The organism is Noviluteimonas caseinilytica, from assembly GCF_018406605.1.
Taxonomy (GTDB): Bacteria; Pseudomonadota; Gammaproteobacteria; order Xanthomonadales; family Xanthomonadaceae; genus Noviluteimonas; species Noviluteimonas caseinilytica.
In genome coordinates this window covers 930,258-950,013 of the sequence record NZ_AP024545.1, presented here as the reverse complement: position 1 = coordinate 950,013, position 19,756 = coordinate 930,258, and the positions used below count along the sequence as shown (strand labels likewise).

Below are 19,756 nucleotides of genomic sequence, written 5' to 3'. Positions count from 1 at the left end.
AAGAATCCCCTCCCCACGCAGTGGGGAGGGCCAGGAAGGGGAAGCTTTTGATCACATCCACCGGCTACCAATCCGGCTTCGCCAACGAATACGCCACCGAAGCCGTCGCAGGCGCGCTTCCCGTCGGCCGCAATTCTCCCCAACGCGTCGCCCACGGCCTCTACGCGGAGCAGATCAGCGGCACCGCGTTCACCGCGCCGCGCCGCGAGAACCGTCGCAGCTGGCTGTATCGCATCCGCCCCGCGGCGATGCACGGCACGTTCGCGCGCTTCGACCAGCCGCATTTGCACAACGAATTCGACAACGGCCCGGTCACGCCGGACCAGCTGCGCTGGAGTCCGCTGCCGATTCCCGAAGCGCCCACCGATTTCATCGAGGGCCTCTTCACGATGGCGGGCAATGGTTCGCCCGCCGCGCAGCACGGCGTCGGCATCCACCTGTACGCCGCCAACCGCGACATGCAGGACCGTTTCTTCTACGACGCCGACGCGGAGATGTTGTTCGTCCCGCAACAGGGCCGGCTGCGCATCGAAACCGAACTCGGCGTGCTGGAAGTCGAACCGCAGGAAGTCGCGATCGTCCCGCGCGGCATCCGCTTCCGCGTCGCATTGCCCGATGGCGCGTCGCGCGGCTACGTCTGCGAGAACTTCGGCGCGCTGCTGCGCCTGCCCGACCTCGGCCCCATCGGCAGCAACGGCCTGGCGAACGCGCGCGATTTCCTCGCGCCCAACGCGGCGTTCGAGGAGCGCGAAGGCGATTTCGAGCTCATCGCGAAATTCCAAGGCCACCTGTGGCGCGCAGCGATCGGCCATTCGCCGCTCGACGTCGTCGCCTGGCACGGCAACTACGCGCCGGTGAAGTACGACCTGCGCCGCTTCAACGCGATCGGTTCCATCAGCTTCGACCATCCCGATCCGTCGATCTTCACCGTGCTCACCTCGCCCAGCGACACGCCCGGCACCGCGAACCTCGACTTCGTCGTGTTCCCGCCGCGCTGGCTCGTCGCGCAGGACACGTTCCGCCCGCCGTGGTTCCACCGCAACGTGGCGAGCGAATTCATGGGACTGGTGCACGGCGTGTACGACGCGAAGGCCGAAGGCTTCGCGCCCGGCGGCGCATCGCTGCACAACTGCATGAGCGGGCATGGGCCCGACGCGGCGACGTTCGAGAAAGCGTCCGCCGCCGACCTCGCCAAGCCCGACGTCATCAAGGACACGATGGCTTTCATGTTCGAAACGCGCGCGGTGATCCGGCCGACCGCGCAGGCGATGGACGCCGCGCATCGCCAGCGCAACTACCAGGATTGCTGGGCGGGATTGAAGAAGCAGTTCAAGGCGCCCTGAAGCAGGGCGTTGTCATTGCGTTGACGCGCGTGGTCTAGGCTGCGCGCACCATCACGAGAGGACACTGCATGCGCGCCTACCTGCGCCCGACCGCCCTGGCTTTCGCGATCACGATCGCCGCCACCGCCTGCACGGGCCGCGATGCAACGCCCGCCGACACCACCCCGTCGCCCGCCACCGTCGCCGCGCCCGCCACGATGGCGATGCCGCCGGCCGCGACCGTCGCGCCTGCACCGTCGACGACCGCGATGCCCGCACCGGCAACCACCACGATGACCGACACCGGCCCGCGTCCGGCCGAAGGCGCGATCACCTTCGCCGGCTTCGGCCCCGCGCATTGGGGCGCGAGCGAAGAGCAGGTGCGCCAGGCCTGGGGCAAGGACCTCGACGGCGCACCGTCGGAACCGAACGGCTGCTACTACCTCTTCCCGACGCCGCGCAGCGAAGGCGGCTTCCGGTTCGCCTTCATGGTCGAAGGCGGCCACTTCTCGCGCCTGGACGTGCGCGTGCCCGACATCACCGCGCCGGGCGGCGGTCGCGTCGGCATGACCACCGCGCAGATCCACGATCTGTACAAGGGCGTCGCCGAGCAGAAGCACAAGTACGTCGAGGGCGCGATGAACCTGCGCGCGACGGATCCCGACGGCGGCCCCGGCATCGCGGTGTTCGAGACCGATGCCACCGGCAAGGTCACCGCGTGGCGCCTCGGCGTGCCGCCGCAGGTGGACTACGTGGAAGGTTGCTCCTGATCGGTTGAACCGCTCCAGCCGCCCCGATGCGGGGAGGGCGCGCGCGCCGGCCGGGTTAGACTCCGGCCGGCGCACGCGAACGGAGGAGCGGCCATGCTGTTCGAAGTCTGGGGAATGTTCCTGCTCGGCCTGGTGTTCCTGATGCTCGGTGGCGATTCCGTCATCAAGGGCGCGTCGGGCCTCGCGGCGCACTACAAGCTTTCGCCGTTCGTCACGGGCCTGGTGCTCGTTGCCTTCGCCACCTCGGTGCCCGAACTCGTCGTCAACGCGCGCGCCGCGTGGGTCGGCAGCCAGTCGCTCGCCCTCGGCAACGCGGTGGGCAGCAACCTCGTGAATTTCGGACTGACCCTCGGCCTGGCCGCGCTCGCCGCGCCGCTGGTCGTGCGCTGGCGCGCGCTGTCGCCGCTGCTGGTGTGCTTCATCGTGCTCGGCATCGCGGTGGTCGGACTGGGCTGGGATGGCGTGCTCTCGCGCATCGATGGCCTCGTGCTGGTCGCGGCCTTCATCGCGGTGTTCGCGTTCGCACTCGCGCGTTCGCGCGTGGCGCAGGAAGAAGTGCGCACCGTGCTGAGCGAATACGCGACGACGCGCGGCGGACTGGGCCTCAACATCGCGCGATTCGTCATTGCCTCCATCGTGTTGTTCTTCGGCGCGAAGTGGATCGTGCATGCCGCGCCGCAAGTCGGCGCCACGCTCGGCATGGGACCGATGCTGACGGGTCTCGTGCCCGTCGCCATCGGCACCGCGTTGCCGGAAATCGCGGCGGCCGTGCTGGCCGCGCGACGCGGGCAGGGCGACGTGGTCGTGGGCCATGTCATCGGCTCTAGCCTGCTCAACCTCACGCTGGTGCTGGGCGGCATGGCGAGCTTCCGCGCATTGCCGCTGCCGTCGTCGTTCGTGCACTTCGAAGTGCCGGCGGCGATCGCGTTCGCGGTGGCGCTGTATCCGATGCTGCGCGGCGACCTGCGCATCGGCAAGGGCGAAGGCGCGATCCTCGTCGTCGCGTACCTCGCGTGGCTGGTGTTCGTGCTCGTCTCCGGCGCGCACTGACGGGCACCACGCGCGCCCGCGACGGCCGCTAGACTCCGCGCATGCCCACGCCCTCGAAAGCGCCCGGAGTCCTGACGCGCGCGCAACGCGCCCTCGTCGAATTCTTCCGGCTGGAAGCGGCCGGCGGGATCGTGCTGATCCTGGCCGCGGTGCTGGCGCTGGTCCTCGTCAACTCGCCGCTCGAAGGGCTGTACCACGCGGTCGTCGATCCCGTGCACCACTGGATCAACGACGGCCTGATGGCGGTGTTCTTCCTGCTGGTCGCGCTGGAGATCAAGCGCGAAGCCTTGAGCGGGCAACTCGCCGGCCGCGAACAACTCGTGCTGCCGCTGGTGTGCGCCGCCGCGGGCGTGCTGGTGCCGGCGCTGCTGTTCACCGCGCTCAACCACGACGATGCGTCGGCGATGCGCGGCTGGGCGGTGCCGACCGCGACGGACATCGCGTTCGCGCTCGGCGTGCTCGCGCTGCTCGGCTCGCGCGTGCCGGTGGGGATGAAGCTGCTGCTGTCGACGATCGCGGTGGTCGATGACCTCATCGCGATCCTGATCATCGCGCTCTTCTATTCGCAGGGCCTGTCGTTGCATGCGCTCGGCGCCGCGGCCGTCGCCTTGTTCGCGATGTGGATGCTCAACCGCCGCGGCGTGAAGCACCTGGCGCCGTACCTGCTGCTCGGCCTGGTGCTGTGGGTGTGCGTGCTGAAGTCGGGCGTGCATGCCACGCTCGCCGGCGTCGCGACCGGGCTGATGATCCCGCACGTCGACAAGCGGAACGCGATCGACGACGAGGTGGAACACTCGCCGCTCGAAACGCTGGAACACGCGCTGCACCCGTGGGTCGCGTTCGCGATCGTGCCGTTGTTCGCCTTCGCCAACGCGGGCCTGCCGCTGGGTGGCATGGCGCCGGCGCATGCGTTCGCTGCGTTGCCGCTGGGCATCGCGCTCGGCCTGGTGGTCGGCAAGCCGATCGGCATCCTCGGCGCGGCGTTCCTGATGCGCGCGCTGGGCTGGGCGCGCTTCCCGCAGGGCGTGGATGCGCGCGCGATGCTCGGCCTCGGCATGTTGTGCGGCATCGGCTTCACGATGAGCCTGTTCATCGCGTCGCTCGCGTACCACGACGCGGTGCGTTACGACGAAGCGGTGCTCGGCATCTTCGTCGCCTCGGTGCTGTCGGCGCTTGCGGGCCTGGCCTGGCTGCGCATCGTGCTGCCGGCGCGGAACGCAGGCTGATGCGCCACGCCCTCGTCTTCGGCGGCACGGGGCAAATCGGCGCGCCGTTGCTGGATCGCCTGCACGAGGCCGGCTGGCGCATCACGGCGGTCACGCGGGGCAACGTGCTCGATCGTCCCGGCATCCAATGGCTGCAAGGCGAATTGCCTACGCTGGCTGATGCACCACGCGACGTGGACGCGATCTTCAGTTGCGGGCCGCTGGACCTGTTCGCGCAGTGGTATGCGCAGGCGAACATCGACTGCCCGCGCGTGGTCGCGTTCGGGTCCACCAGCGTCGACGTGAAGCGCGGCTCCGCCGATCCCGCCGAACGCGCGGTGGCCGAACGCTTGCGCAAGGGCGAGACCCAGGTCTTCGAACGCGCGGCCGCCGTGGGCGCGAATGCCACGTTGCTGCGCCCCACGCTGGTCTACGGCGCCGGCCGCGACCACACGCTCACCCGCATCGCCACGCTCGCGCATCGCTGGCGGCGCTTCGTGCTCCCGCGCAACGCGAACGGCCTGCGCCAGCCCGTGCACGTGTGCGACCTGGCCGACGCGGCGTTCGATTGCTGCGATGCGCCCGCCAGTTTCGGCAAGGCCTACGCGCTGCCCGGCGGTGAACGCATCGCGTATCGCGACATGGTGGAGCGCGTGCTGATGACGCTGCATCCGCCACCGCGCTTGTACGAAGTGCCTGGCCTCGTGTTCACGGCCGCATTGCTGGGCGCACGCGCGCTCGGGAAGGTCGGTGGATTCGGTGACGCGGCGGTCGCGCGGATGCGCACCGATCTCGTGTTCGATCCGGCGCCCGCGGCAAAGGACTTCGGGTATGCCCCGCGTCGCTTCCGGCCGACGGCTGCCATGTTCAGGGCGCATGGGGCAGACTTCGACGCATGAACCTTGTCCGCCGTCGTTTCGTCGCCGCCTTCCTCGCCCTTGCCACGACCGTTGCGTTCGCCGCACCGGCGCGCACGCCCGCGCAGGAAATCGACGCCCTGATCCAGCGCGTCGCCGCCGCGCGCGGCGTCGCCTTCATCCGCAACGGCAGCGAATACACCGCGCAGGACGCGGCCAAGCACCTGCGTCGCAAGCTCGGCGCGGCGAACGGGAAGATCACGACGCCGGAGCAGTTCATCGCGGAGCTCGGCACCAAGTCGTCGATGTCCGGCAAGGTTTATCGCGTGCGCCTGGCCGATGGACGCGAGATGGATAGCGCGGTTTGGCTCAAGGGCTTGTTGCGCGACCTTCGCGCAGGCCGCTAGCGCCTCAGCATTCTTCCGCGGTCGGCAGCGGCCGCAGCTTGGCCATCGCACGCAGCGCGATCAGCAACACGCCGCCCAGCACCATCGCGCCGCCGATCCACAGGCGCGGCCCGGGCCGGTCGCCCCAGAACAGCAACCCCAGCACGACGGCCAGCACCGGCGTGAGCAACAACCACGGCGTCACCTGCGCCACGGGATGCCGCTGCACGAGCACGTAGTACAAGCCGTGCCCGAACAACGATGCGAACACGGCGGAATACAACGCGCCGCTCCAGCCGATCCAGCTCGCCTCGCGCAACGCCTGGAAGCTGCCGGGCTCGAAGATCGCGCTCAACGCCAGCAACGGCAGCACGCCGATGATCGCGGTCCAGCCTTGCTGGCTCACCATGTTCAGGCCGGTGAGCTGCCGCATCAGCACGGTGCCGATCGCGAGGAACAAGGCCGACACCAGCATCAGCACCAGCGACATCGGTTGGTCCAGCACGATCGGATCGAACCCCAGCACCAGCACGCCGGCGAAACTCACCGCGATCGCCAGCCCCGTGCGCCAGCCGAAGCGTTCGCCCAGCCACCACCACGCCAGCAACGCCGCCATCGGCACGTAGCTCTGCATCAGGATCGCGGGCGACGACAGGTCGCCTGCCAGGTGCAGCGCCCAGAAACTCAATCCGAAATGCAGCACGCCGTTGAACAGCGCCACCGCGATCAGCAACGGCCACTGCCCGGGCGCGGGCTTGCGCACGAACCACGCGAGCGCGCTCAGCAGGATCGTCAGCCGCACGGCGACGAACAGGAACGGCGGGATCTCGCGCAGCGCGAAGGCGGAGGTCAGGAAGTTGCCGGCCCACGCCAGGTTGATGACGAGGACGAGGAGCAGGTCGCGACCGCGCAATCCGCCGCCGCGCGTGGCGGGTGTCACCACGTCAGTCCGAGCTTGCGGTAGCCCTTCGCCACCACCCATGCCGGACCGATCAGCAGGTAGGTCAGGTCGGTGAGGAAACTCGGCTTGCGGCCTTCGATCTTGTGCCCGATGAACTGCGCGATCCACGCCACCACGAACACGGCGATCGCCAGGCCCAGCAACGCGCGCGCCCCGATCGTGGAATACAGCCAATGCGTGAGCCAGCCCATCGCCGCGAACACGACGAACATCCCGAGCGCCAGGCGCCGCGACGCGCGCAGGTAATAGCTCAACGCCCCGAACATCGCGAACGCCGCGACGATCCCCGGCTTGAACCAGCCGTTTTCCGGCACCGGCACGCACCACAGCAACGCGATCACGCTCCACAGGATCGCCGGCACCGCGATCACGTGGATGCGCTGGTTGACCGGATTGCGGTGGTCGTCGGAATAGCTGGCGAACCAGCGATCGATGTCGCGGGTGGTGCCGTGCGCGTTGGCGGGCGTATCCATCGCGATTCCTTCAGTCGACCGAAAGACCGGCAAGGCGCTGCAGCGCCTCGGCGTATTTGGCGCGCGTGCGTTCGATCACTTCGGCCGGCAGCTTGGGGCCGGGCGGCGTCTTGTCCCAGCCCACCTGCTCCAGGTAATCGCGCACGAACTGCTTGTCGTAGCTCGGCGGGCTGATGCCCACGCGGTATTCGTCGGCGGGCCAGTAACGCGACGAGTCGGGCGTGAGCATCTCGTCCATCACGTACAGGCGTCCGTCGGCGTCGGTGCCGAATTCGAACTTGGTGTCGGCGAGGATGATGCCGCGCTGCGCCGCGTATTCGCGCGCATGCGCATACAGGCGCAGCGTTGCGTCGCGCACCTGTTCGGCGAGATCGGCGCCGACGGTCTTCACCATCGTGTCGAAGTCGATGTTCTCGTCGTGGTCGCCGACGGCCGCCTTGGTCGACGGCGTGAAGATCGGCTGCGGCAGTTGCTCGGCCTGCTGCAGGCCGTGCGGCAGCGTGATGCCGCTGACGCGTCCGGTGCGCTGGTAATCCTTCCAGCCGCTGCCGATCAGGTAACCGCGCGCGATCGCTTCGACCGGCACGGGCTTGAGCTTCTTCGTCACCACCGCGCGTTTGGCATACAACGATGCATCCACGCCTTCGGGCAATACGCTCGCGACGTCGACGCCCGTCAAATGATTCGGCATCAGCGCGCGCGTGCGGTCGAACCAGAAGTTGCTGATCTGGCAGAGCATCTCGCCCTTGCCGGGAATCGGATCGGGCAGCACCACGTCGAACGCGGAAAGCCGGTCGGTCGCGACGATGAGCAGGCGGTCGCCGGGCAGGTCGAAGACATCGCGGACCTTGCCGCGGTGCCGCAGCACGAGGCCGGGCAGGTCGGCCTGGAGCAGAGAGGGTCGAGTCGATTCGCCGGACATCGCCACGCAGCCACCGGGGACGCAGGGCGCCGTAGTGTACGCCGGCCCGCCCGCGCGGCGGCCGGCGCCGGGCACGAACCAGTAGACTGCGCGCCATGCGCTGGTACGGAAAATTGCTGGGCGCCTTCGCCGGCGCCGCCCTGATGCGCGGCAACCCGCTGCTCGGGCTGATGATCGGGCTGCTGCTCGGGCATGCGCTGGACCAGGACTGGTTCAAGAGCCCGAGGGACAACCCCTACCGCGTGCTCGGCCTGACCGACGAGGCCACGGATGCGGAAATCGACCTCGCCTACCGCCGCCTGATCTCGCAGTACCACCCCGACCGCCTCGCCGGCGCCGCCACCGAACTGCAGCGCCAGGCCGAGGCCCGTGCGCGCGAGATCAACGGCGCCTACGACCGCATCCAGGCGCTGCGCAAGCGCCGCTGACCCACCAGGATCCCGTCCATGCAGCCCACCGTCATCGCCCCTTCGATCCTCTCGGCCAACTTCGCCCGCCTCGGCGAGGAAGTGGACAACGTGCTGAAGGCCGGCGCCGACTGGGTGCACTTCGACGTGATGGACAACCACTACGTGCCCAACCTCACGATCGGCCCGCTGGTGTGCGAAGCCCTGCGCAAGCACGGCGTGACCGCGCCGATCGACGTGCACCTGATGGTGGAACCGGTCGATCGCCTGGTGCCCGACTTCGCGAAGGCCGGCGCCACGATGATCTCCTTCCATCCCGAAGCCAGTCGCCACGTGCACCGCACCGTGCAGCTGATCAAGGCCAACGGCTGCCAGGCCGGCCTGGTGCTCAACCCGGCCACGCCGATCGAAGTGCTCGACTACGTGCTCGACGACCTCGACATGGTGCTGCTGATGTCGGTCAACCCGGGCTTCGGCGGGCAGGCCTTCATTCCCTCGGCGCTCGACAAGCTGCGCCGCGTGCGCGAGCGCATCGACCGCTCGGGCAAGGCGATCCGCCTGGAAATCGACGGGGGCGTGAAGCCGGAGAACATCGCCGAGATCGCCTCGGCCGGCGCCGATACCTTCGTCGCGGGCTCGGCCATCTTCAGCCAGCCGGACTACGCCGACGTGGTGCGCCGCATGAAGGACGCGGTGGCCGCGGTCCGCTGACGCCGCAAAAGCAAAGGCCGACACCTTTCGATGCCGGCCTTTTTGGAAGCAATCCCGCTTCCGTCCGTCTTCCCTGCGATGGCCTTCGATTTTCCGGGGCAACGGTGACGCCTGCGTGACAATCGCTGCCGCAGCGCAGCACACTGGCCCCATGCCGCACGACACGATCACCCTCGAACAATTCCAGGCCTATGCCGAAGCCGGGTACACCCGCATCCCCGTGGTGCGCGAGGTGTTGTCCGACCTCGACACGCCGCTGTCGGTGTACCTCAAGCTCGCCGACGGGCCGCATACCTACCTGTTCGAATCGGTGGAAGGCGGCGAACGCTTCGGCCGCTACTCGATCATCGGCTTGCCCGCGCGGCGCGTGTATGCGTTCGCGGGGCGCACGTTGTACGTCACCGAGCACGGGGAGCTCGCGGAGATCCGCGAGGTCGAGGATCCCTTCGCGGAAGTCGAACGCCTGCGGTCGGAGCATCGCGTGCCCGTCGTCGAAGGGCTGCCCGGGTTCACCGGCGGGCTCGTCGGCTGGTTCGGGTTCGAGTGCGTGCAGTACATCGAACCGAAGCTTGCCGCGAGTTCCGGCAAGCCCGATGAACTCGGCACGCCCGACATCCTGCTGATGTTGAGCGAAGAGGTGGCGGTCTTCGATAACCTCAAAGGCCGCCTGTACCTGATCGTGCACGCCGACCCGCGCGAACCGCAGGCATGGGCGCGCGCGCAGCGTCGCCTCGATGCATTGGCGCATCGCCTGCGCCACGCCGGCGCCGGTTATCCGGAAACGCTGGTGCCGGCCGCGCTCGACGAAAGCCACTTCGTGTCCGGCTTCACGCGCGAAGGCTTCATCGATGCGGTGGAGCAGTGCAAGGAATTGATCCGCGCGGGCGACATCTTCCAGGTCGTGTTGTCGCAGCGCTTGTCCGTGCCGTTCCAGGCGCGGCCCGTCGACGTGTATCGCGCGTTGCGCGCGCTGAATCCGTCGCCCTACATGTATTTCCTCGACGTCGGCGGCACGCAGGTGGTGGGTTCGTCGCCGGAGATCCTGGTGCGCCAGCAGGGCGGGCAGATCACCGTGCGCCCGATCGCCGGCACGCGGCCGCGCGGCAAGACGCACGAAGAAGACCTCGCGCTCGAGGCCGAACTGCTCGCCGATCCGAAGGAACGCGCCGAACATCTGATGCTGATCGACCTCGGCCGCAACGACGTCGGTCGTGTCGCGCAACCCGGCACGGTCGAAGTGGGCGAGCGTTTCATCATCGAACGCTACAGCCACGTCATGCACATCGTCAGCGAAGTCACCGGCACGCTGCAGGACGGACTGAGTTACGCCGACGTCCTGCGCGCGACGTTCCCCGCCGGCACCGTGAGCGGCGCGCCGAAAGTGCGTGCGCTGGAAGTGATCCGCGACCTCGAACCCGTCAAGCGCAACGTGTATTCCGGCGCCGTGGGCTACATCGGCTGGAACGGCGACGCCGACACCGCCATCGCCATCCGCACCGCCGTCATCCAGGACGGCCGCCTGCACGTGCAGGCCGGTGCCGGCATCGTCTACGACTCCGATCCGGCGAAGGAATGGGACGAGACGATGAACAAGGGTCGCGCGTTGTTCCGCGCGGTGGCGGAAGCGGCGAAGGGGTTGTGATGCGGCGGGCGCTCGTCACCGTCGCGCTGGTGGTCCGCGATTACGACGAAGCGATCGATTACTACACGCGCGTGCTTGGCTTCACGCTGGTCGAGGATCGCGACATGCCGGCGGAGCACAAACGCTGGGTGGTGGTGGCGCCGGGACAGGATGGCGCGCATCTGTTGCTCGCACGGGCCGCCAACGATGCGCAGCGCACGCGTGTCGGCGACCAGACCGGCGGCCGCGTGTTCCTGTTCCTGCACACCGACGACTTCCAGCGCGACTTCGACGGCTACCGTGCCCGTGGCGTGCGTTTCCTGGGCGAGCCGCGCGTCGAACCGTACGGCAAGGTCGCGGTGTTCGAGGACCTGTACGGGAATCGTTGGGACCTGATCCAGCCCGCGTGAGGATTGCGGACGGCGTCGGCCGCTCCGGCGCCGCGACCGCGTATGCATGGACAGGCGCGGCGCGCGCCTGCCGTCATCCCTGCCCGGGACCTCCCATGCCCATCACCAACACCGATTCCGGCACCAACATCCACGAAATCGCCGACCGCATCTATCGCATCAACACGCCCGTGACCTTGCCGGGTGATGCGGGGGCGTTCTCGTTCAACCAGTACCTCATCGACGACGACGAACCGCTGCTCTTCCACGCCGGGCTGCGCCAGTTGTTCCCGCTCGTACGCGACGCCGTCGCGACCGTGATGCCGGTGACGCGGCTGCGCCACATCGCGTTCTCGCACGTGGAAGCCGACGAATGCGGCGCGCTCAACCATTGGCTCGAAGCGGCACCGCAGGCGGCGCCGTTGTGCGGGACCGTTGCGGCGATGGTGTCGATCGGCGACCTGGCCGATCGCGCACCGCGTGCGCTCGCCGACGGCGAAACCATTTCGCTCGGCACGCACACGATGCGCTGGTTCGACGCGCCGCACCTCCCGCACGGCTGGGAGTGCGGGTTCATGATGGAAGAGCGCACCGGCACCTTGTTGTGCGGCGACTTGTTCACGCAACCGGGCCCCGGCACGACACCGCTCACCGAAGCCGACATCCTCGGTCCGAGCGAAGCGTTCCGCCACGTGATGGACTACTACGCGCACAGCCGCGACGCCGGCGCGCTGCTGGAAAAACTCGCCCGCACCAATCCGACGACGCTCGCCTGCATGCACGGCAGCGCGTGGCGCGGGGATGGGGCTGCGTTGTTGCGCGCACTGGCTGGCGAACTGGCCAGCTGATCGATTCGAACGAGACCGGCGCCACGCGCCCCGCAGAGGTTGCCGAATGCGCCTTCCCGACGATATCCCCGCCAGCGCTGCGCCCCGTGCGCGGCGCGTGCTCGTGGCCGACGACAACAGCGATATCACGCTCACGCTGTCCGTGCTGCTGGCGTCGATGGGGTTCGAGGTGCATTGCGCGTCCGATGGCCTGGAGGCGCTCGCCATTGCGAAGCGGCTCAGCCCTGACCTGCTGTTCCTGGATATCGGCATGCCGGGGATGGATGGCTGGGAAGTCTGTCGCCGCGTGCGGGTGCTGCAGGGCGACGCGCCCGCGATCATCGCCATCACCGGTTACGGGCAGGACGACGATCGCGCGCGCTCGCTGCAGGCGGGATTCGATGCGCATGTCACCAAGCCCTTGCAGCACGAAGCGCTGGTCGGCCTGGTCTCGCGGCTTTCGGGCGCGCGCGAACCGCGCGCCGCGCCGACGCTGCGGGTGATCGCGCAGGCGTTCCGTGATGCCCTCGCCGCGACGCGAGGGGTGTTGCAGGTCCTCCAGCGCGACGCCGCGCTTCACCGGGTGGATCCCGAGGCGGTGGAAGGCATGTCGCGCCAGCTCGATGCCCTGGAACAAAGCCTCGAAGACCTCGTCGATCCCGCGCGCCCGGCGCGCCGGGACGGCGACGCCCTGACAACGCGTTGACGATCGCGGGAGGACGCTGCGCGCCATGGCCACCACCCTCATCACCGGCGCGAACCGCGGCATCGGCCTCGCATTGGCACGGCAGTTCACCGCGCGCGGCGACGACGTGATCGCGGTGTGCCGCACGTCGAGCGATGCCCTCGATGCAACGGGCGCGCGCGTGGAAGCCGGCATCGATGTCACCGACGAAGCGGCCGTGGCTGCACTCGCAACCAAGTTGCGTGACGTGCGCCTGGACCTGCTCGTCCTCAACGCCGGCATCCTCGAACGCGATTCACTGTCGACCCTCGCGGTCGACGCGTTCCGCCGCCAGATCGAAGTCAACACGCTCGGCCCGCTGCTGGTCGTGCACGCGTTGCGCGATCGCCTCGCCGACGGCGGCAAGGTCGCGCTGATCACCAGCCGCATGGGCTCGATGGAAGACAACACGTCGGGCGGCTACTACGGCTACCGCGCGTCGAAGGCCGCGTTGAACGCGATCGGGAAATCGCTCTCCGTCGACCTGGCGCCGCGCGGGATTTCCGTCGTGCTGCTGCACCCGGGCTACGTCGCCACCGAGATGGTCGGCGGGAGCGGCGATGTCACGCCGGAGCAGGCAGCGACGCAACTGATCGCGCGGATCGATGCGTTGGTCCCCGCGCAGACGGGGACCTTCCAGCACGCGAACGGCACGTCGCTGCCCTGGTAGTCGCGGTCAGCGTTCGAACGCGCCGATGTCCGTCGCACCGACCGTGCGCGGGAACCCCGGGCCCCGCTGGTCGTAGGTGAACCCGCCGGGATTGGCGCCCGCGGAGATCGCGGGACTGCCGCTGCGCAGCGCCTGCGTCCACGTGGGACCGCCGTTGTCGGTGAGCGGTGCCAGCAGCGGATCCGCCGTCAGCGTGTCGAGCGGCGCAGGCAGGTTGGTCGACATGATCAGGTTGTGCGCACCGATCAAGCGGTCGCCCGGATCACCGAAGCCGCCGATGTCGCGGTAGGGCGCGCCGGCGCAGGTGTTCTTCGCGAAGATGCTCGACTCGATCTCCGTCTCGCCGCTGCCGGTGAACACGGTGGAGTTGAGGCATCCGCCAGCATGCCGGTTGTAGGCGACGGTGGAGTTGAAGATGGTGCGCACCCCGCGCGAGAGGTTGACGGTGTCGTAGACGCTGCGGTTGCCGGAGATGGTGCTTTCGAGGATCGCCAGCGGGACGTCGTCGAAGATGCCGTCGAGGGTCACGATCCACCACGCGTTCTTGTTGCCGGAAATCGTGGTGGTGGCGATCACCGCCTCGCCGCTGGCTTCCAGTGCGCCGCCGTCGTTGTCGGAGATGGTCGTGTCGCGCGTCATCAGCCCGTTGCCGACCCACGCACCGCCGGCACGGCTTGCGTGGTTGCTGCTGATGCGGCTGTGGACCGCGTTCAACCGCCCCAGCACGTAGATCCCGCCGCCCTCCGGCTGCCCGAATGCGCCGACGTCGAAGCCGGTGTTGCCGGTCACTCCACTGTGGTCCAGCTCGACGCGGTCGACGGCATAGATGCCGGCGCCGAACGCCCGCGCGAATCCCGTCGCGCGCACGGCGCACCAGCGCACGCGCGAGCGATTCAGGTGCACCGCGCCGGTGGAATGGATGCAGCCGCCGAACGCCGCGACGCTGCTCTGGTAGAACCCGCGCTGCAGCGTGAGATCGTTGACGGCGATGCCGCCGGCGCCGGTGTGGCGGAAGATCGAGAAGTGTTGTCCGCCATCGATGGTCAGCTTGCCGGCACCGGGCCCCGCGAACGCAAGGTTGGCTTGCGGCACGGCGATGTGGCCGCTGGTCAGCACGATGCGCCAGCACCGCAGGCCGCGCATGTCGATCACGTCGCCGTTGGCCGCGATCGCCACCGCCGCACGGAGGCTGCCGCCACCGCTGTCGTTGCAGTTGGTGACGGGGATGTTCGCGGCGCGCGCGGGCGTGGGATGGGCAGCCATGCCTGCGAGTGCCAGCGTCGCTGCGAGCATGCCGATGCGCGGATGGCGCAAGTTCGCGGAAGCGATGTGCATTCAGTTTTCTCCTTGAAAACAAAGGGCGCACGCGCGCCCGGGCCCCTGTGATGTGACCCAACGCGCACGGTGCGCGTCGCAGGCCATGCACATCGCGCGAAGAAACGGCGGAGTACGCTGTATCGATGAGCCTCCCCTTGTCCGTCCTCGACCTCGCGCCCGTCACGCAGGGGCATGTCCCCGCCGATGCGTTCGCCAATGCGGTCGACCTCGCGCGCAATGCAGAACGTTTCGGCTACGCGCGCTACTGGCTGGCCGAGCACCACAACATGCCCGGCATCGCCAGCGCGGCGACGTCGATCCTCATCGGCCACGTCGCCGGGCACACCACGACGATCCGCGTCGGCGCGGGCGGGATCATGCTGCCCAACCACGCACCGCTGCAGGTGGCCGAGCAGTTCGGCACGCTCGCATCGCTGTATCCGCAGCGCATCGACCTGGGCCTGGGCCGTGCACCCGGCACCGACCAGCCGGCCGCGAAAGCGTTGCGGCGCTATTACGCGAGCGCGGACGATTTCCCCGCCGACGTGGTGGAACTGCTGCGCTACTTCGAACCCGTGCAACCGGGCCAGGCGGTGCAGGCGGTGCCGGGCGCAGGCATCGCGGTGGAAGCCTGGATCCTCGGCTCCAGCCTGTTCGGCGCCAACCTCGCCGCGGCGCTCGGCTTGCCGTACGCATTTGCATCGCACTTCGCACCCGATGCGCTCACGCAGGCGCTCGCGCATTACCGCGCGCACTTCCGGCCCTCGGCGCGCCTTGCGCGGCCGCACGTGATGCTGGCGTTGAACGTGGTGGCCGCCGACACGGACGCGGAGGCCGCGCGCCTGTTCACCACGCAGCAGCAGGCGTTCATCAACCTGCGGCGTGGACGGCCGGGGCTGGTGCCGCCGCCGCTGGCGAGCGCCGAAGCGCTGGACGCGCTGTGCACGCCGCAGGAACGGGCGGGCGCGGACGCGGCGCTCGCGTGCCGCGTGATCGGCGCGCCCGGGACGGTGCGCGAGGGCATGCGCGCGTTCGTCGAACGTCACCAGCCCGACGAGCTGCTGCTGACCGCCAACGTGTTCGACCACGCTGCGCGCGTGCGCTCGTTCCGCCTGGCCATGGAGGCGTGGCGCACCCCGTAGGGCGCGCGGGGCTGCTGCGGGTATCCTGTGGGGCCCGCCGTGCAGCCCAGGTCCCGCCGTGCTGTTGATGATCGACAACTACGACAGCTTCACCTTCAACCTCGTGCAGTACCTGCAGACGTTGGGGGCGGAAGTGCGCGTGGTGCGCAACGACGCGATGACGGTGGCGGAGATCGCGGCGCTGGCGCCGGAGCGAATCATGATTTCGCCCGGCCCGGGCACGCCGGACCAGGCGGGCGTGTCGCTGGACGTCATCCGCGAACTCGGTCCGCGCATCCCGGTGTTCGGCGTGTGCCTGGGGCACCAGAGCCTCGGGCAGGCCTACGGCGGTGACGTCGTGCGCGCGAAGACGATCATGCACGGCAAGACCTCGCGCATCCGGCATGCGGGGAAGGGCGTGTTCGCCGGCTTGCCGGATGGCTACGAGGCCACGCGCTACCACTCGCTCGTCGTCGCGCAGGACACGCTGCCCGACTGCCTCGAAGTGACGGCGTGGACCGAAAACGATGACGGCTCGATCGACGAGATCATGGGCCTGCGCCACAAGGCGCATCCGGTGGAAGGCGTGCAGTTCCACCCGGAATCGATCCTCACCGAGCACGGCCACGCGCTGCTGAAGAATTTCCTGGAAGGCTGACCCGCATGCCCATCACGCCGCAGGAAGCGCTCCAGCGCACCATCGAACACCGCGAGATCTTCCACGACGAGATGGTCGATCTCATGCGCGCGATCATGCGCGGCGAAGTCTCGGACACCATGACCGCAGCCATCCTCACCGGCCTGCGCGTCAAGAAGGAAACCGTTGGCGAGATCGCCGGCGCGGCGTCGGTGATGCGCGAATTCGCGCGCCCGGTGCCGGTGCGCGATCGCATGCACCTCGTCGACATCGTCGGCACGGGCGGCGACGGCGCGAGCACGTTCAACATTTCCACGGCGTCCATGTTCGTCGCCGCGGCCGCCGGCGCACGCGTGGCCAAGCACGGCGGGCGCAGCGTGTCGTCGAAGTCGGGCAGCGCCGACGTGCTGGAAGCGCTCGGTGCCAGCATCGAACTCGAGCCAGAACAAGTCGCCGAATGCATCGAACGCACCGGCATCGGCTTCATGTTCGCGCCCGTGCACCATCCGGCGATGAAAGTGGTCGCGCCGGTGCGCCGCGAGATGGGCGTGCGCACGATGTTCAACATCCTCGGCCCACTGGTGAACCCGGCCGATGCGCCGAACGTGCTGATGGGCGTGTTCCATCCCGACCTCGTCGGCATCCAGGTGCGCGTGCTGCAGGAACTCGGCGTGCAACGCGCGCTGGTGGTGTGGGGCCGCGACGGCATGGACGAGTTGTCGCTCGGCGCCGGCTCGCTGGTCGGCGAACTGCGCGACGGCGTGGTGCGCGAGTACGACGTGCACCCGGAAGACTTCGGCATCGCGATGGCCGCCTCGCGCAACCTGCGCGTGGTGGATGCGAACGAATCGCGCACCTTGCTGCTCGCCGCGCTCGACGGCACGCCGGGCCTGCCGTGCGAGATCGTCGTGCTGAACGCGGGCGCGGCCTTGTACGTCGCGGGCGTCGCGCCGTCGATCGCCGAAGGCATCACGCTCGCGCGCAAGGCCATCCGCTCCGGTGCGGCGCGCGCGAAGCTCGACGAATTCCTCGCCGCCACGCGTGCGCTCGCAGGCAAGCCCGCATGAACACGTCGTTCGCGAAACTCCCGGAGCCGCCGTACTACGCGGTGATCTTTTCCTCGCAACGCAACGCCGAAGACGACGCCGGTTACGGCGCCGCCGCCGACCGCATGCTCGAACTCGCCGCGCAGCAGCCCGGCTACCTCGGCGCGGAAAGCACGCGCGGCGCCGACGGCTTCGGCATCACCGTGAGCTACTGGGCCAGCGAAGCGGCCATCCTGGCGTGGAAGCACCACGCCGAGCACGCCGCCATCCGCGCGCACGGCCGCAAGCACTGGTACGACCATTTCGAACTGCGCGTGGCGAAAGTCGAGCGCGCGTATGGCAAGCCGATCCCCCGGCCCGTGGCGTGAAAGGACACAATTCGATGCGCGACGTGCTGCAGACCATCCTCGAACGCAAGGCGGAAGAAGTCGCCGAGCGCCGCGCCCTGCGCTCGCTCGACGCGGTGCGTGAGGCGGCGCTCGCGCAACCGCCGCCGCGCGGGTTCGTCAAGGCGTTGCGGGCGAAGCGCGCGCTCGACCTGCCGGCGGTGATCGCCGAAGTGAAGAAGGCCAGCCCGTCGAAGGGCCTGATCCGCGCGGACTTCGATCCCGCCGCGATCGCGCGCAGTTACGAAGCCGGCGGCGCGGCGTGCCTGTCCGTGCTTACCGACGTCGACCATTTCCAGGGCAGCGATGCGTACCTGCAGCAAGCGCGCGCGGCGTGTTCGCTGCCGGTGCTGCGCAAGGATTTCACCATCGATGCCTACCAGGTGTACGAGGCGCGCGCGCTTGGCGCCGACTGCATCCTGCTGATCGTCGCCGCGCTCGACGACGTGCGCCTGGCCGACCTCACCGTGCTCGCGCTGGAACTGGACATGGACGTGCTGGTGGAGGTGCACGACATCGACGAACTCGAACGCGCGCTGCAGGTGCCCGCGCCGATGCTGGGCATCAACAACCGCAACCTGCGCACGTTCGACGTCAGCCTCGACACGACCATCGCCATGCGCGACGCCGTGCCGGCCGACCGCATCCTCGTCACCGAGAGCGGCATCGCGACGCGCGACGATGTGGCGCGCATGCGCGACCACGGCGTGCATTCGTTCCTGGTCGGCGAAGCCTTCATGCGCGCGCGCGATCCGGGCACCGCGCTGCGCGAGCTGTTCGCATGAGCGCGATGACGCCGATGCCGGGCGCGCCGCTGGTGGTGTTCGACTTCGACCACACGCTCTACGACGGCGATTCCGGCGGACACCTGGTGCTGTGGCTGCTCAAGCGGAGCTGGCCGCGGCGCATCGCGGCGTTGCTGGCCTTGCCGGTGTTGCTGCCGCTGGTGGCGTTCCTGCCCACGCGGCGCTACGGGATCTCCGGGTTCCTCTGGATCGGCACGCTCGGCCTGCACGCGCGCAACGACCTGGATGCGCTGATCGACGACTACGTGTCGCACGATGCGCCCAACATCCGGCGCCGCCTGTTACCCGTCGCGCTCGCCGTGCTGCAGAAGCACCGCGACGCCGGCGATCGCGTGCTGGTCGCCACGGGCGCGCCGCCGGAACTCGCGCGCGCCATCCTCGATTTCGTCGCGCACCAGGATTTGCCCGTGATCGGGAGCCTGTCGCGCCCGTTCCTCGGCGGCCTCGTGACGCGCGAACACTGCCACCACGCGAACAAGATGCGCATGGTGCGCGACGCCGGTTATGGCCCGATCGCAGTGGCGTATACGGACAGCTGGGCGGATTTGCCGTTGCTGCAGGCGGCGAAGCGCCCGGTGGTGGTGAACCCGAAGCCCGGTCGCATCGATGCTTTCCGCGCCGCGCTGCCGCCCGGGACGCCGATCCTCAACTGGGGGTGCGCGAGCCGCGGGGGCGACGCGCCGAAGGCGTCAGTCGCCTAGCAGCTTCACGAAGTGCCGCGATCCATCGGCGTAGCCGCACGCGTGGTAGAAGGCGTGCGCACCGGTACGCGAGGGGTTGCTGGTGATTTCAAGGCGCACCGCGCCCGCCTTGCGCGCACGCGATTCCACTTCGCGCAGCAGGCGGCGGCCGATGCCTTCGCCGTGGCAATCCGGCGAGACCACGAGCGCGGTGATGCGCGCGACGTCGGCGCCGCGCGTGAGCGAGTAGTTGAGCTTCACCGCGGCCAGGCCGCAGGGCGTGCCGTCGCGTTCGGCGAGCAGCAGGAACTGGCGGTCGTCGGTGCGGTAGTGCGCGATGCGCCCGACGGCTTCGGCCTCCGTGCACGGATACCCGAGGACATCCAGCAGGGTGCCGACCGCCGCGGCGTCGGTGGCTTCGACGCCGCGCACGCGGATCGTGGCGCCGGAGGCGTCGGCGCCGCCCAT

The 19,756-nt window shown here is 69.1% G+C and carries 24 protein-coding genes; 19 read left to right on the top strand and 5 right to left on the bottom strand.

Annotated features, from left to right (window positions below):
• Positions 1–47 precede the first annotated feature (47 nt).
• The 6 genes from hmgA to LYSCAS_RS04685 all read left to right on the top strand — a co-directional run bounded on the left by hmgA (position 48) and on the right by LYSCAS_RS04685 (position 5,611).
• Positions 48–1,343, top strand: coding sequence for a homogentisate 1,2-dioxygenase (gene hmgA / locus LYSCAS_RS04710; protein ID WP_213436186.1), 1,296 nt, complete (start codon positions 48–50; stop codon positions 1,341–1,343).
• Between the two features lie 68 nt (positions 1,344–1,411).
• On the top strand, positions 1,412–2,092 hold the full coding sequence (locus LYSCAS_RS04705) for a hypothetical protein (protein WP_213436184.1): 681 nt from the start codon (positions 1,412–1,414) through the stop codon (positions 2,090–2,092).
• A gap of 93 nt (positions 2,093–2,185) precedes the next feature.
• A complete protein-coding gene (locus LYSCAS_RS04700) occupies positions 2,186–3,142 on the top strand; it encodes a sodium:calcium antiporter (RefSeq protein WP_213436182.1) in 957 nt (318 codons plus the stop codon).
• 41 nt (positions 3,143–3,183) lie between these two features.
• Positions 3,184–4,368, top strand: coding sequence for a Na+/H+ antiporter NhaA (gene nhaA, locus LYSCAS_RS04695; RefSeq protein WP_213436180.1), 1,185 nt, complete (start codon positions 3,184–3,186; stop codon positions 4,366–4,368).
• On the top strand, positions 4,368–5,246 hold the full coding sequence (locus LYSCAS_RS04690) for an NAD-dependent epimerase/dehydratase family protein (protein ID WP_213436178.1): 879 nt from the start codon (positions 4,368–4,370) through the stop codon (positions 5,244–5,246). The genes nhaA and LYSCAS_RS04690 overlap by 1 nt, the downstream gene beginning before the upstream one ends.
• Positions 5,243–5,611 carry a DUF5329 family protein gene (locus LYSCAS_RS04685; RefSeq protein WP_213436176.1) on the top strand — a complete coding sequence of 123 codons (369 nt, stop codon included), beginning with the start codon at positions 5,243–5,245 and terminating at the stop codon, positions 5,609–5,611. Before LYSCAS_RS04690 ends, LYSCAS_RS04685 begins: the two co-directional genes overlap by 4 nt.
• Before the next feature lie 4 nt (positions 5,612–5,615).
• Here the strand turns inward: LYSCAS_RS04685 and LYSCAS_RS04680 are convergent, their stop codons facing one another.
• From LYSCAS_RS04680 to LYSCAS_RS04670, 3 genes are read right to left on the bottom strand one after another with little or no spacing between them, the layout of a single operon-like run.
• The gene (locus tag LYSCAS_RS04680; RefSeq protein WP_213436174.1) at positions 5,616–6,530 is read right to left on the bottom strand and encodes a DMT family transporter; all 915 of its coding nucleotides are present in this window, start codon (positions 6,528–6,530) and stop codon (positions 5,616–5,618) included.
• Positions 6,527–7,024, bottom strand: coding sequence for an Mpo1 family 2-hydroxy fatty acid dioxygenase (locus tag LYSCAS_RS04675; RefSeq protein ID WP_213436172.1), 498 nt, complete (start codon positions 7,022–7,024; stop codon positions 6,527–6,529). Before LYSCAS_RS04675 ends, LYSCAS_RS04680 begins: the two co-directional genes overlap by 4 nt.
• 10 nt (positions 7,025–7,034) lie before the next feature.
• Positions 7,035–7,946: a phosphoribosylaminoimidazolesuccinocarboxamide synthase gene (locus tag LYSCAS_RS04670; RefSeq protein WP_213437591.1), complete on the bottom strand. Its 912-nt coding sequence runs from the start codon at positions 7,944–7,946 to the stop codon at positions 7,035–7,037.
• Positions 7,947–8,041: 95 nt separating this feature from the next.
• On the opposite strand from LYSCAS_RS04670, the gene LYSCAS_RS04665 reads away from it, so the two are divergent.
• From LYSCAS_RS04665 to LYSCAS_RS04635, 7 genes are all read left to right on the top strand, one after another.
• Entirely contained in the window at positions 8,042–8,374 is a 333-nt protein-coding gene (locus LYSCAS_RS04665; protein ID WP_213436170.1) for a J domain-containing protein, read from the top strand.
• An 18-nt stretch (positions 8,375–8,392) separates the two neighbouring features.
• Entirely contained in the window at positions 8,393–9,064 is a 672-nt protein-coding gene (rpe, locus tag LYSCAS_RS04660; RefSeq protein WP_213436168.1) for a ribulose-phosphate 3-epimerase, read from the top strand.
• A gap of 151 nt (positions 9,065–9,215) precedes the next feature.
• On the top strand, positions 9,216–10,706 hold the full coding sequence (gene trpE / locus LYSCAS_RS04655) for an anthranilate synthase component I (protein WP_213436166.1): 1,491 nt from the start codon (positions 9,216–9,218) through the stop codon (positions 10,704–10,706).
• A complete protein-coding gene (locus tag LYSCAS_RS04650; RefSeq protein WP_213436164.1) occupies positions 10,706–11,095 on the top strand; it encodes a VOC family protein in 390 nt (129 codons plus the stop codon). The genes trpE and LYSCAS_RS04650 overlap by 1 nt, the downstream gene beginning before the upstream one ends.
• 95 nt (positions 11,096–11,190) lie before the next feature.
• A complete protein-coding gene (locus LYSCAS_RS04645; protein ID WP_213436162.1) occupies positions 11,191–11,922 on the top strand; it encodes an oxygen-binding di-iron domain-containing protein in 732 nt (243 codons plus the stop codon).
• A 103-nt stretch (positions 11,923–12,025) separates the two neighbouring features.
• Positions 12,026–12,607: a response regulator gene (locus LYSCAS_RS04640; protein WP_213436161.1), complete on the top strand. Its 582-nt coding sequence runs from the start codon at positions 12,026–12,028 to the stop codon at positions 12,605–12,607.
• A gap of 25 nt (positions 12,608–12,632) precedes the next feature.
• Complete coding sequence (locus tag LYSCAS_RS04635) at positions 12,633–13,295, top strand: SDR family oxidoreductase (RefSeq protein WP_213436159.1); 663 nt, start codon at positions 12,633–12,635, stop codon at positions 13,293–13,295.
• 6 nt (positions 13,296–13,301) lie between these two features.
• On the opposite strand, the gene LYSCAS_RS04630 is transcribed toward LYSCAS_RS04635, so the two are convergent.
• Positions 13,302–14,630: a choice-of-anchor Q domain-containing protein gene (locus LYSCAS_RS04630; protein WP_213436157.1), complete on the bottom strand. Its 1,329-nt coding sequence runs from the start codon at positions 14,628–14,630 to the stop codon at positions 13,302–13,304.
• A 125-nt stretch (positions 14,631–14,755) separates the two neighbouring features.
• Between LYSCAS_RS04630 and LYSCAS_RS04625 the strand changes: the two genes are divergently transcribed.
• The 6 genes from LYSCAS_RS04625 to LYSCAS_RS04600 are packed head-to-tail and all read left to right on the top strand — an operon-like array spanning position 14,756 to position 19,309.
• The gene (locus LYSCAS_RS04625; protein ID WP_213436155.1) at positions 14,756–15,754 is read left to right on the top strand and encodes an LLM class flavin-dependent oxidoreductase; all 999 of its coding nucleotides are present in this window, start codon (positions 14,756–14,758) and stop codon (positions 15,752–15,754) included.
• Between the two features lie 58 nt (positions 15,755–15,812).
• Positions 15,813–16,391: an anthranilate synthase component II gene (locus LYSCAS_RS04620; protein ID WP_213436153.1), complete on the top strand. Its 579-nt coding sequence runs from the start codon at positions 15,813–15,815 to the stop codon at positions 16,389–16,391.
• A gap of 5 nt (positions 16,392–16,396) precedes the next feature.
• Positions 16,397–17,437, top strand: coding sequence for an anthranilate phosphoribosyltransferase (trpD, locus tag LYSCAS_RS04615; protein ID WP_213436151.1), 1,041 nt, complete (start codon positions 16,397–16,399; stop codon positions 17,435–17,437).
• Entirely contained in the window at positions 17,434–17,784 is a 351-nt protein-coding gene (locus LYSCAS_RS04610; RefSeq protein ID WP_213436149.1) for an antibiotic biosynthesis monooxygenase family protein, read from the top strand. Before trpD ends, LYSCAS_RS04610 begins: the two co-directional genes overlap by 4 nt.
• Before the next feature lie 14 nt (positions 17,785–17,798).
• Positions 17,799–18,587, top strand: coding sequence for an indole-3-glycerol phosphate synthase TrpC (gene trpC / locus LYSCAS_RS04605; protein WP_213436147.1), 789 nt, complete (start codon positions 17,799–17,801; stop codon positions 18,585–18,587).
• Positions 18,584–19,309 carry a haloacid dehalogenase-like hydrolase gene (locus LYSCAS_RS04600; protein WP_213436145.1) on the top strand — a complete coding sequence of 242 codons (726 nt, stop codon included), beginning with the start codon at positions 18,584–18,586 and terminating at the stop codon, positions 19,307–19,309. The genes trpC and LYSCAS_RS04600 overlap by 4 nt, the downstream gene beginning before the upstream one ends.
• Here the strand turns inward: LYSCAS_RS04600 and LYSCAS_RS04595 are convergent.
• Positions 19,298–19,756: a GNAT family N-acetyltransferase gene (locus LYSCAS_RS04595; RefSeq protein ID WP_213436143.1), complete on the bottom strand. Its 459-nt coding sequence runs from the start codon at positions 19,754–19,756 to the stop codon at positions 19,298–19,300. The two genes, LYSCAS_RS04600 and LYSCAS_RS04595, sit on opposite strands and share 12 nt — an antisense overlap.

Coding starts and splice junctions, on each gene's coding strand:
- LYSCAS_RS04670 (WP_213437591.1), bottom strand. CDS start 7,946: ATGTCCGGCGAATCGACTCGACCCTCTCTGCTCCAGGCCGACCTGCCC.
- LYSCAS_RS04645 (WP_213436162.1), top strand. CDS start 11,191: ATGCCCATCACCAACACCGATTCCGGCACCAACATCCACGAAATCGCC.
- trpC (WP_213436147.1), top strand. CDS start 17,799: ATGCGCGACGTGCTGCAGACCATCCTCGAACGCAAGGCGGAAGAAGTC.
- LYSCAS_RS04610 (WP_213436149.1), top strand. CDS start 17,434: ATGAACACGTCGTTCGCGAAACTCCCGGAGCCGCCGTACTACGCGGTG.
- LYSCAS_RS04635 (WP_213436159.1), top strand. CDS start 12,633: ATGGCCACCACCCTCATCACCGGCGCGAACCGCGGCATCGGCCTCGCA.
- trpD (WP_213436151.1), top strand. CDS start 16,397: ATGCCCATCACGCCGCAGGAAGCGCTCCAGCGCACCATCGAACACCGC.
- LYSCAS_RS04595 (WP_213436143.1), bottom strand. CDS start 19,756: ATGGGCGGCGCCGACGCCTCCGGCGCCACGATCCGCGTGCGCGGCGTC.
- LYSCAS_RS04630 (WP_213436157.1), bottom strand. CDS start 14,630: ATGCACATCGCTTCCGCGAACTTGCGCCATCCGCGCATCGGCATGCTC.
- LYSCAS_RS04600 (WP_213436145.1), top strand. CDS start 18,584: ATGAGCGCGATGACGCCGATGCCGGGCGCGCCGCTGGTGGTGTTCGAC.
- rpe (WP_213436168.1), top strand. CDS start 8,393: ATGCAGCCCACCGTCATCGCCCCTTCGATCCTCTCGGCCAACTTCGCC.
- trpE (WP_213436166.1), top strand. CDS start 9,216: ATGCCGCACGACACGATCACCCTCGAACAATTCCAGGCCTATGCCGAA.
- nhaA (WP_213436180.1), top strand. CDS start 3,184: ATGCCCACGCCCTCGAAAGCGCCCGGAGTCCTGACGCGCGCGCAACGC.
- LYSCAS_RS04650 (WP_213436164.1), top strand. CDS start 10,706: ATGCGGCGGGCGCTCGTCACCGTCGCGCTGGTGGTCCGCGATTACGAC.
- LYSCAS_RS04690 (WP_213436178.1), top strand. CDS start 4,368: ATGCGCCACGCCCTCGTCTTCGGCGGCACGGGGCAAATCGGCGCGCCG.
- LYSCAS_RS04625 (WP_213436155.1), top strand. CDS start 14,756: ATGAGCCTCCCCTTGTCCGTCCTCGACCTCGCGCCCGTCACGCAGGGG.
- LYSCAS_RS04705 (WP_213436184.1), top strand. CDS start 1,412: ATGCGCGCCTACCTGCGCCCGACCGCCCTGGCTTTCGCGATCACGATC.
- LYSCAS_RS04700 (WP_213436182.1), top strand. CDS start 2,186: ATGCTGTTCGAAGTCTGGGGAATGTTCCTGCTCGGCCTGGTGTTCCTG.
- LYSCAS_RS04665 (WP_213436170.1), top strand. CDS start 8,042: ATGCGCTGGTACGGAAAATTGCTGGGCGCCTTCGCCGGCGCCGCCCTG.
- LYSCAS_RS04675 (WP_213436172.1), bottom strand. CDS start 7,024: ATGGATACGCCCGCCAACGCGCACGGCACCACCCGCGACATCGATCGC.
- LYSCAS_RS04685 (WP_213436176.1), top strand. CDS start 5,243: ATGAACCTTGTCCGCCGTCGTTTCGTCGCCGCCTTCCTCGCCCTTGCC.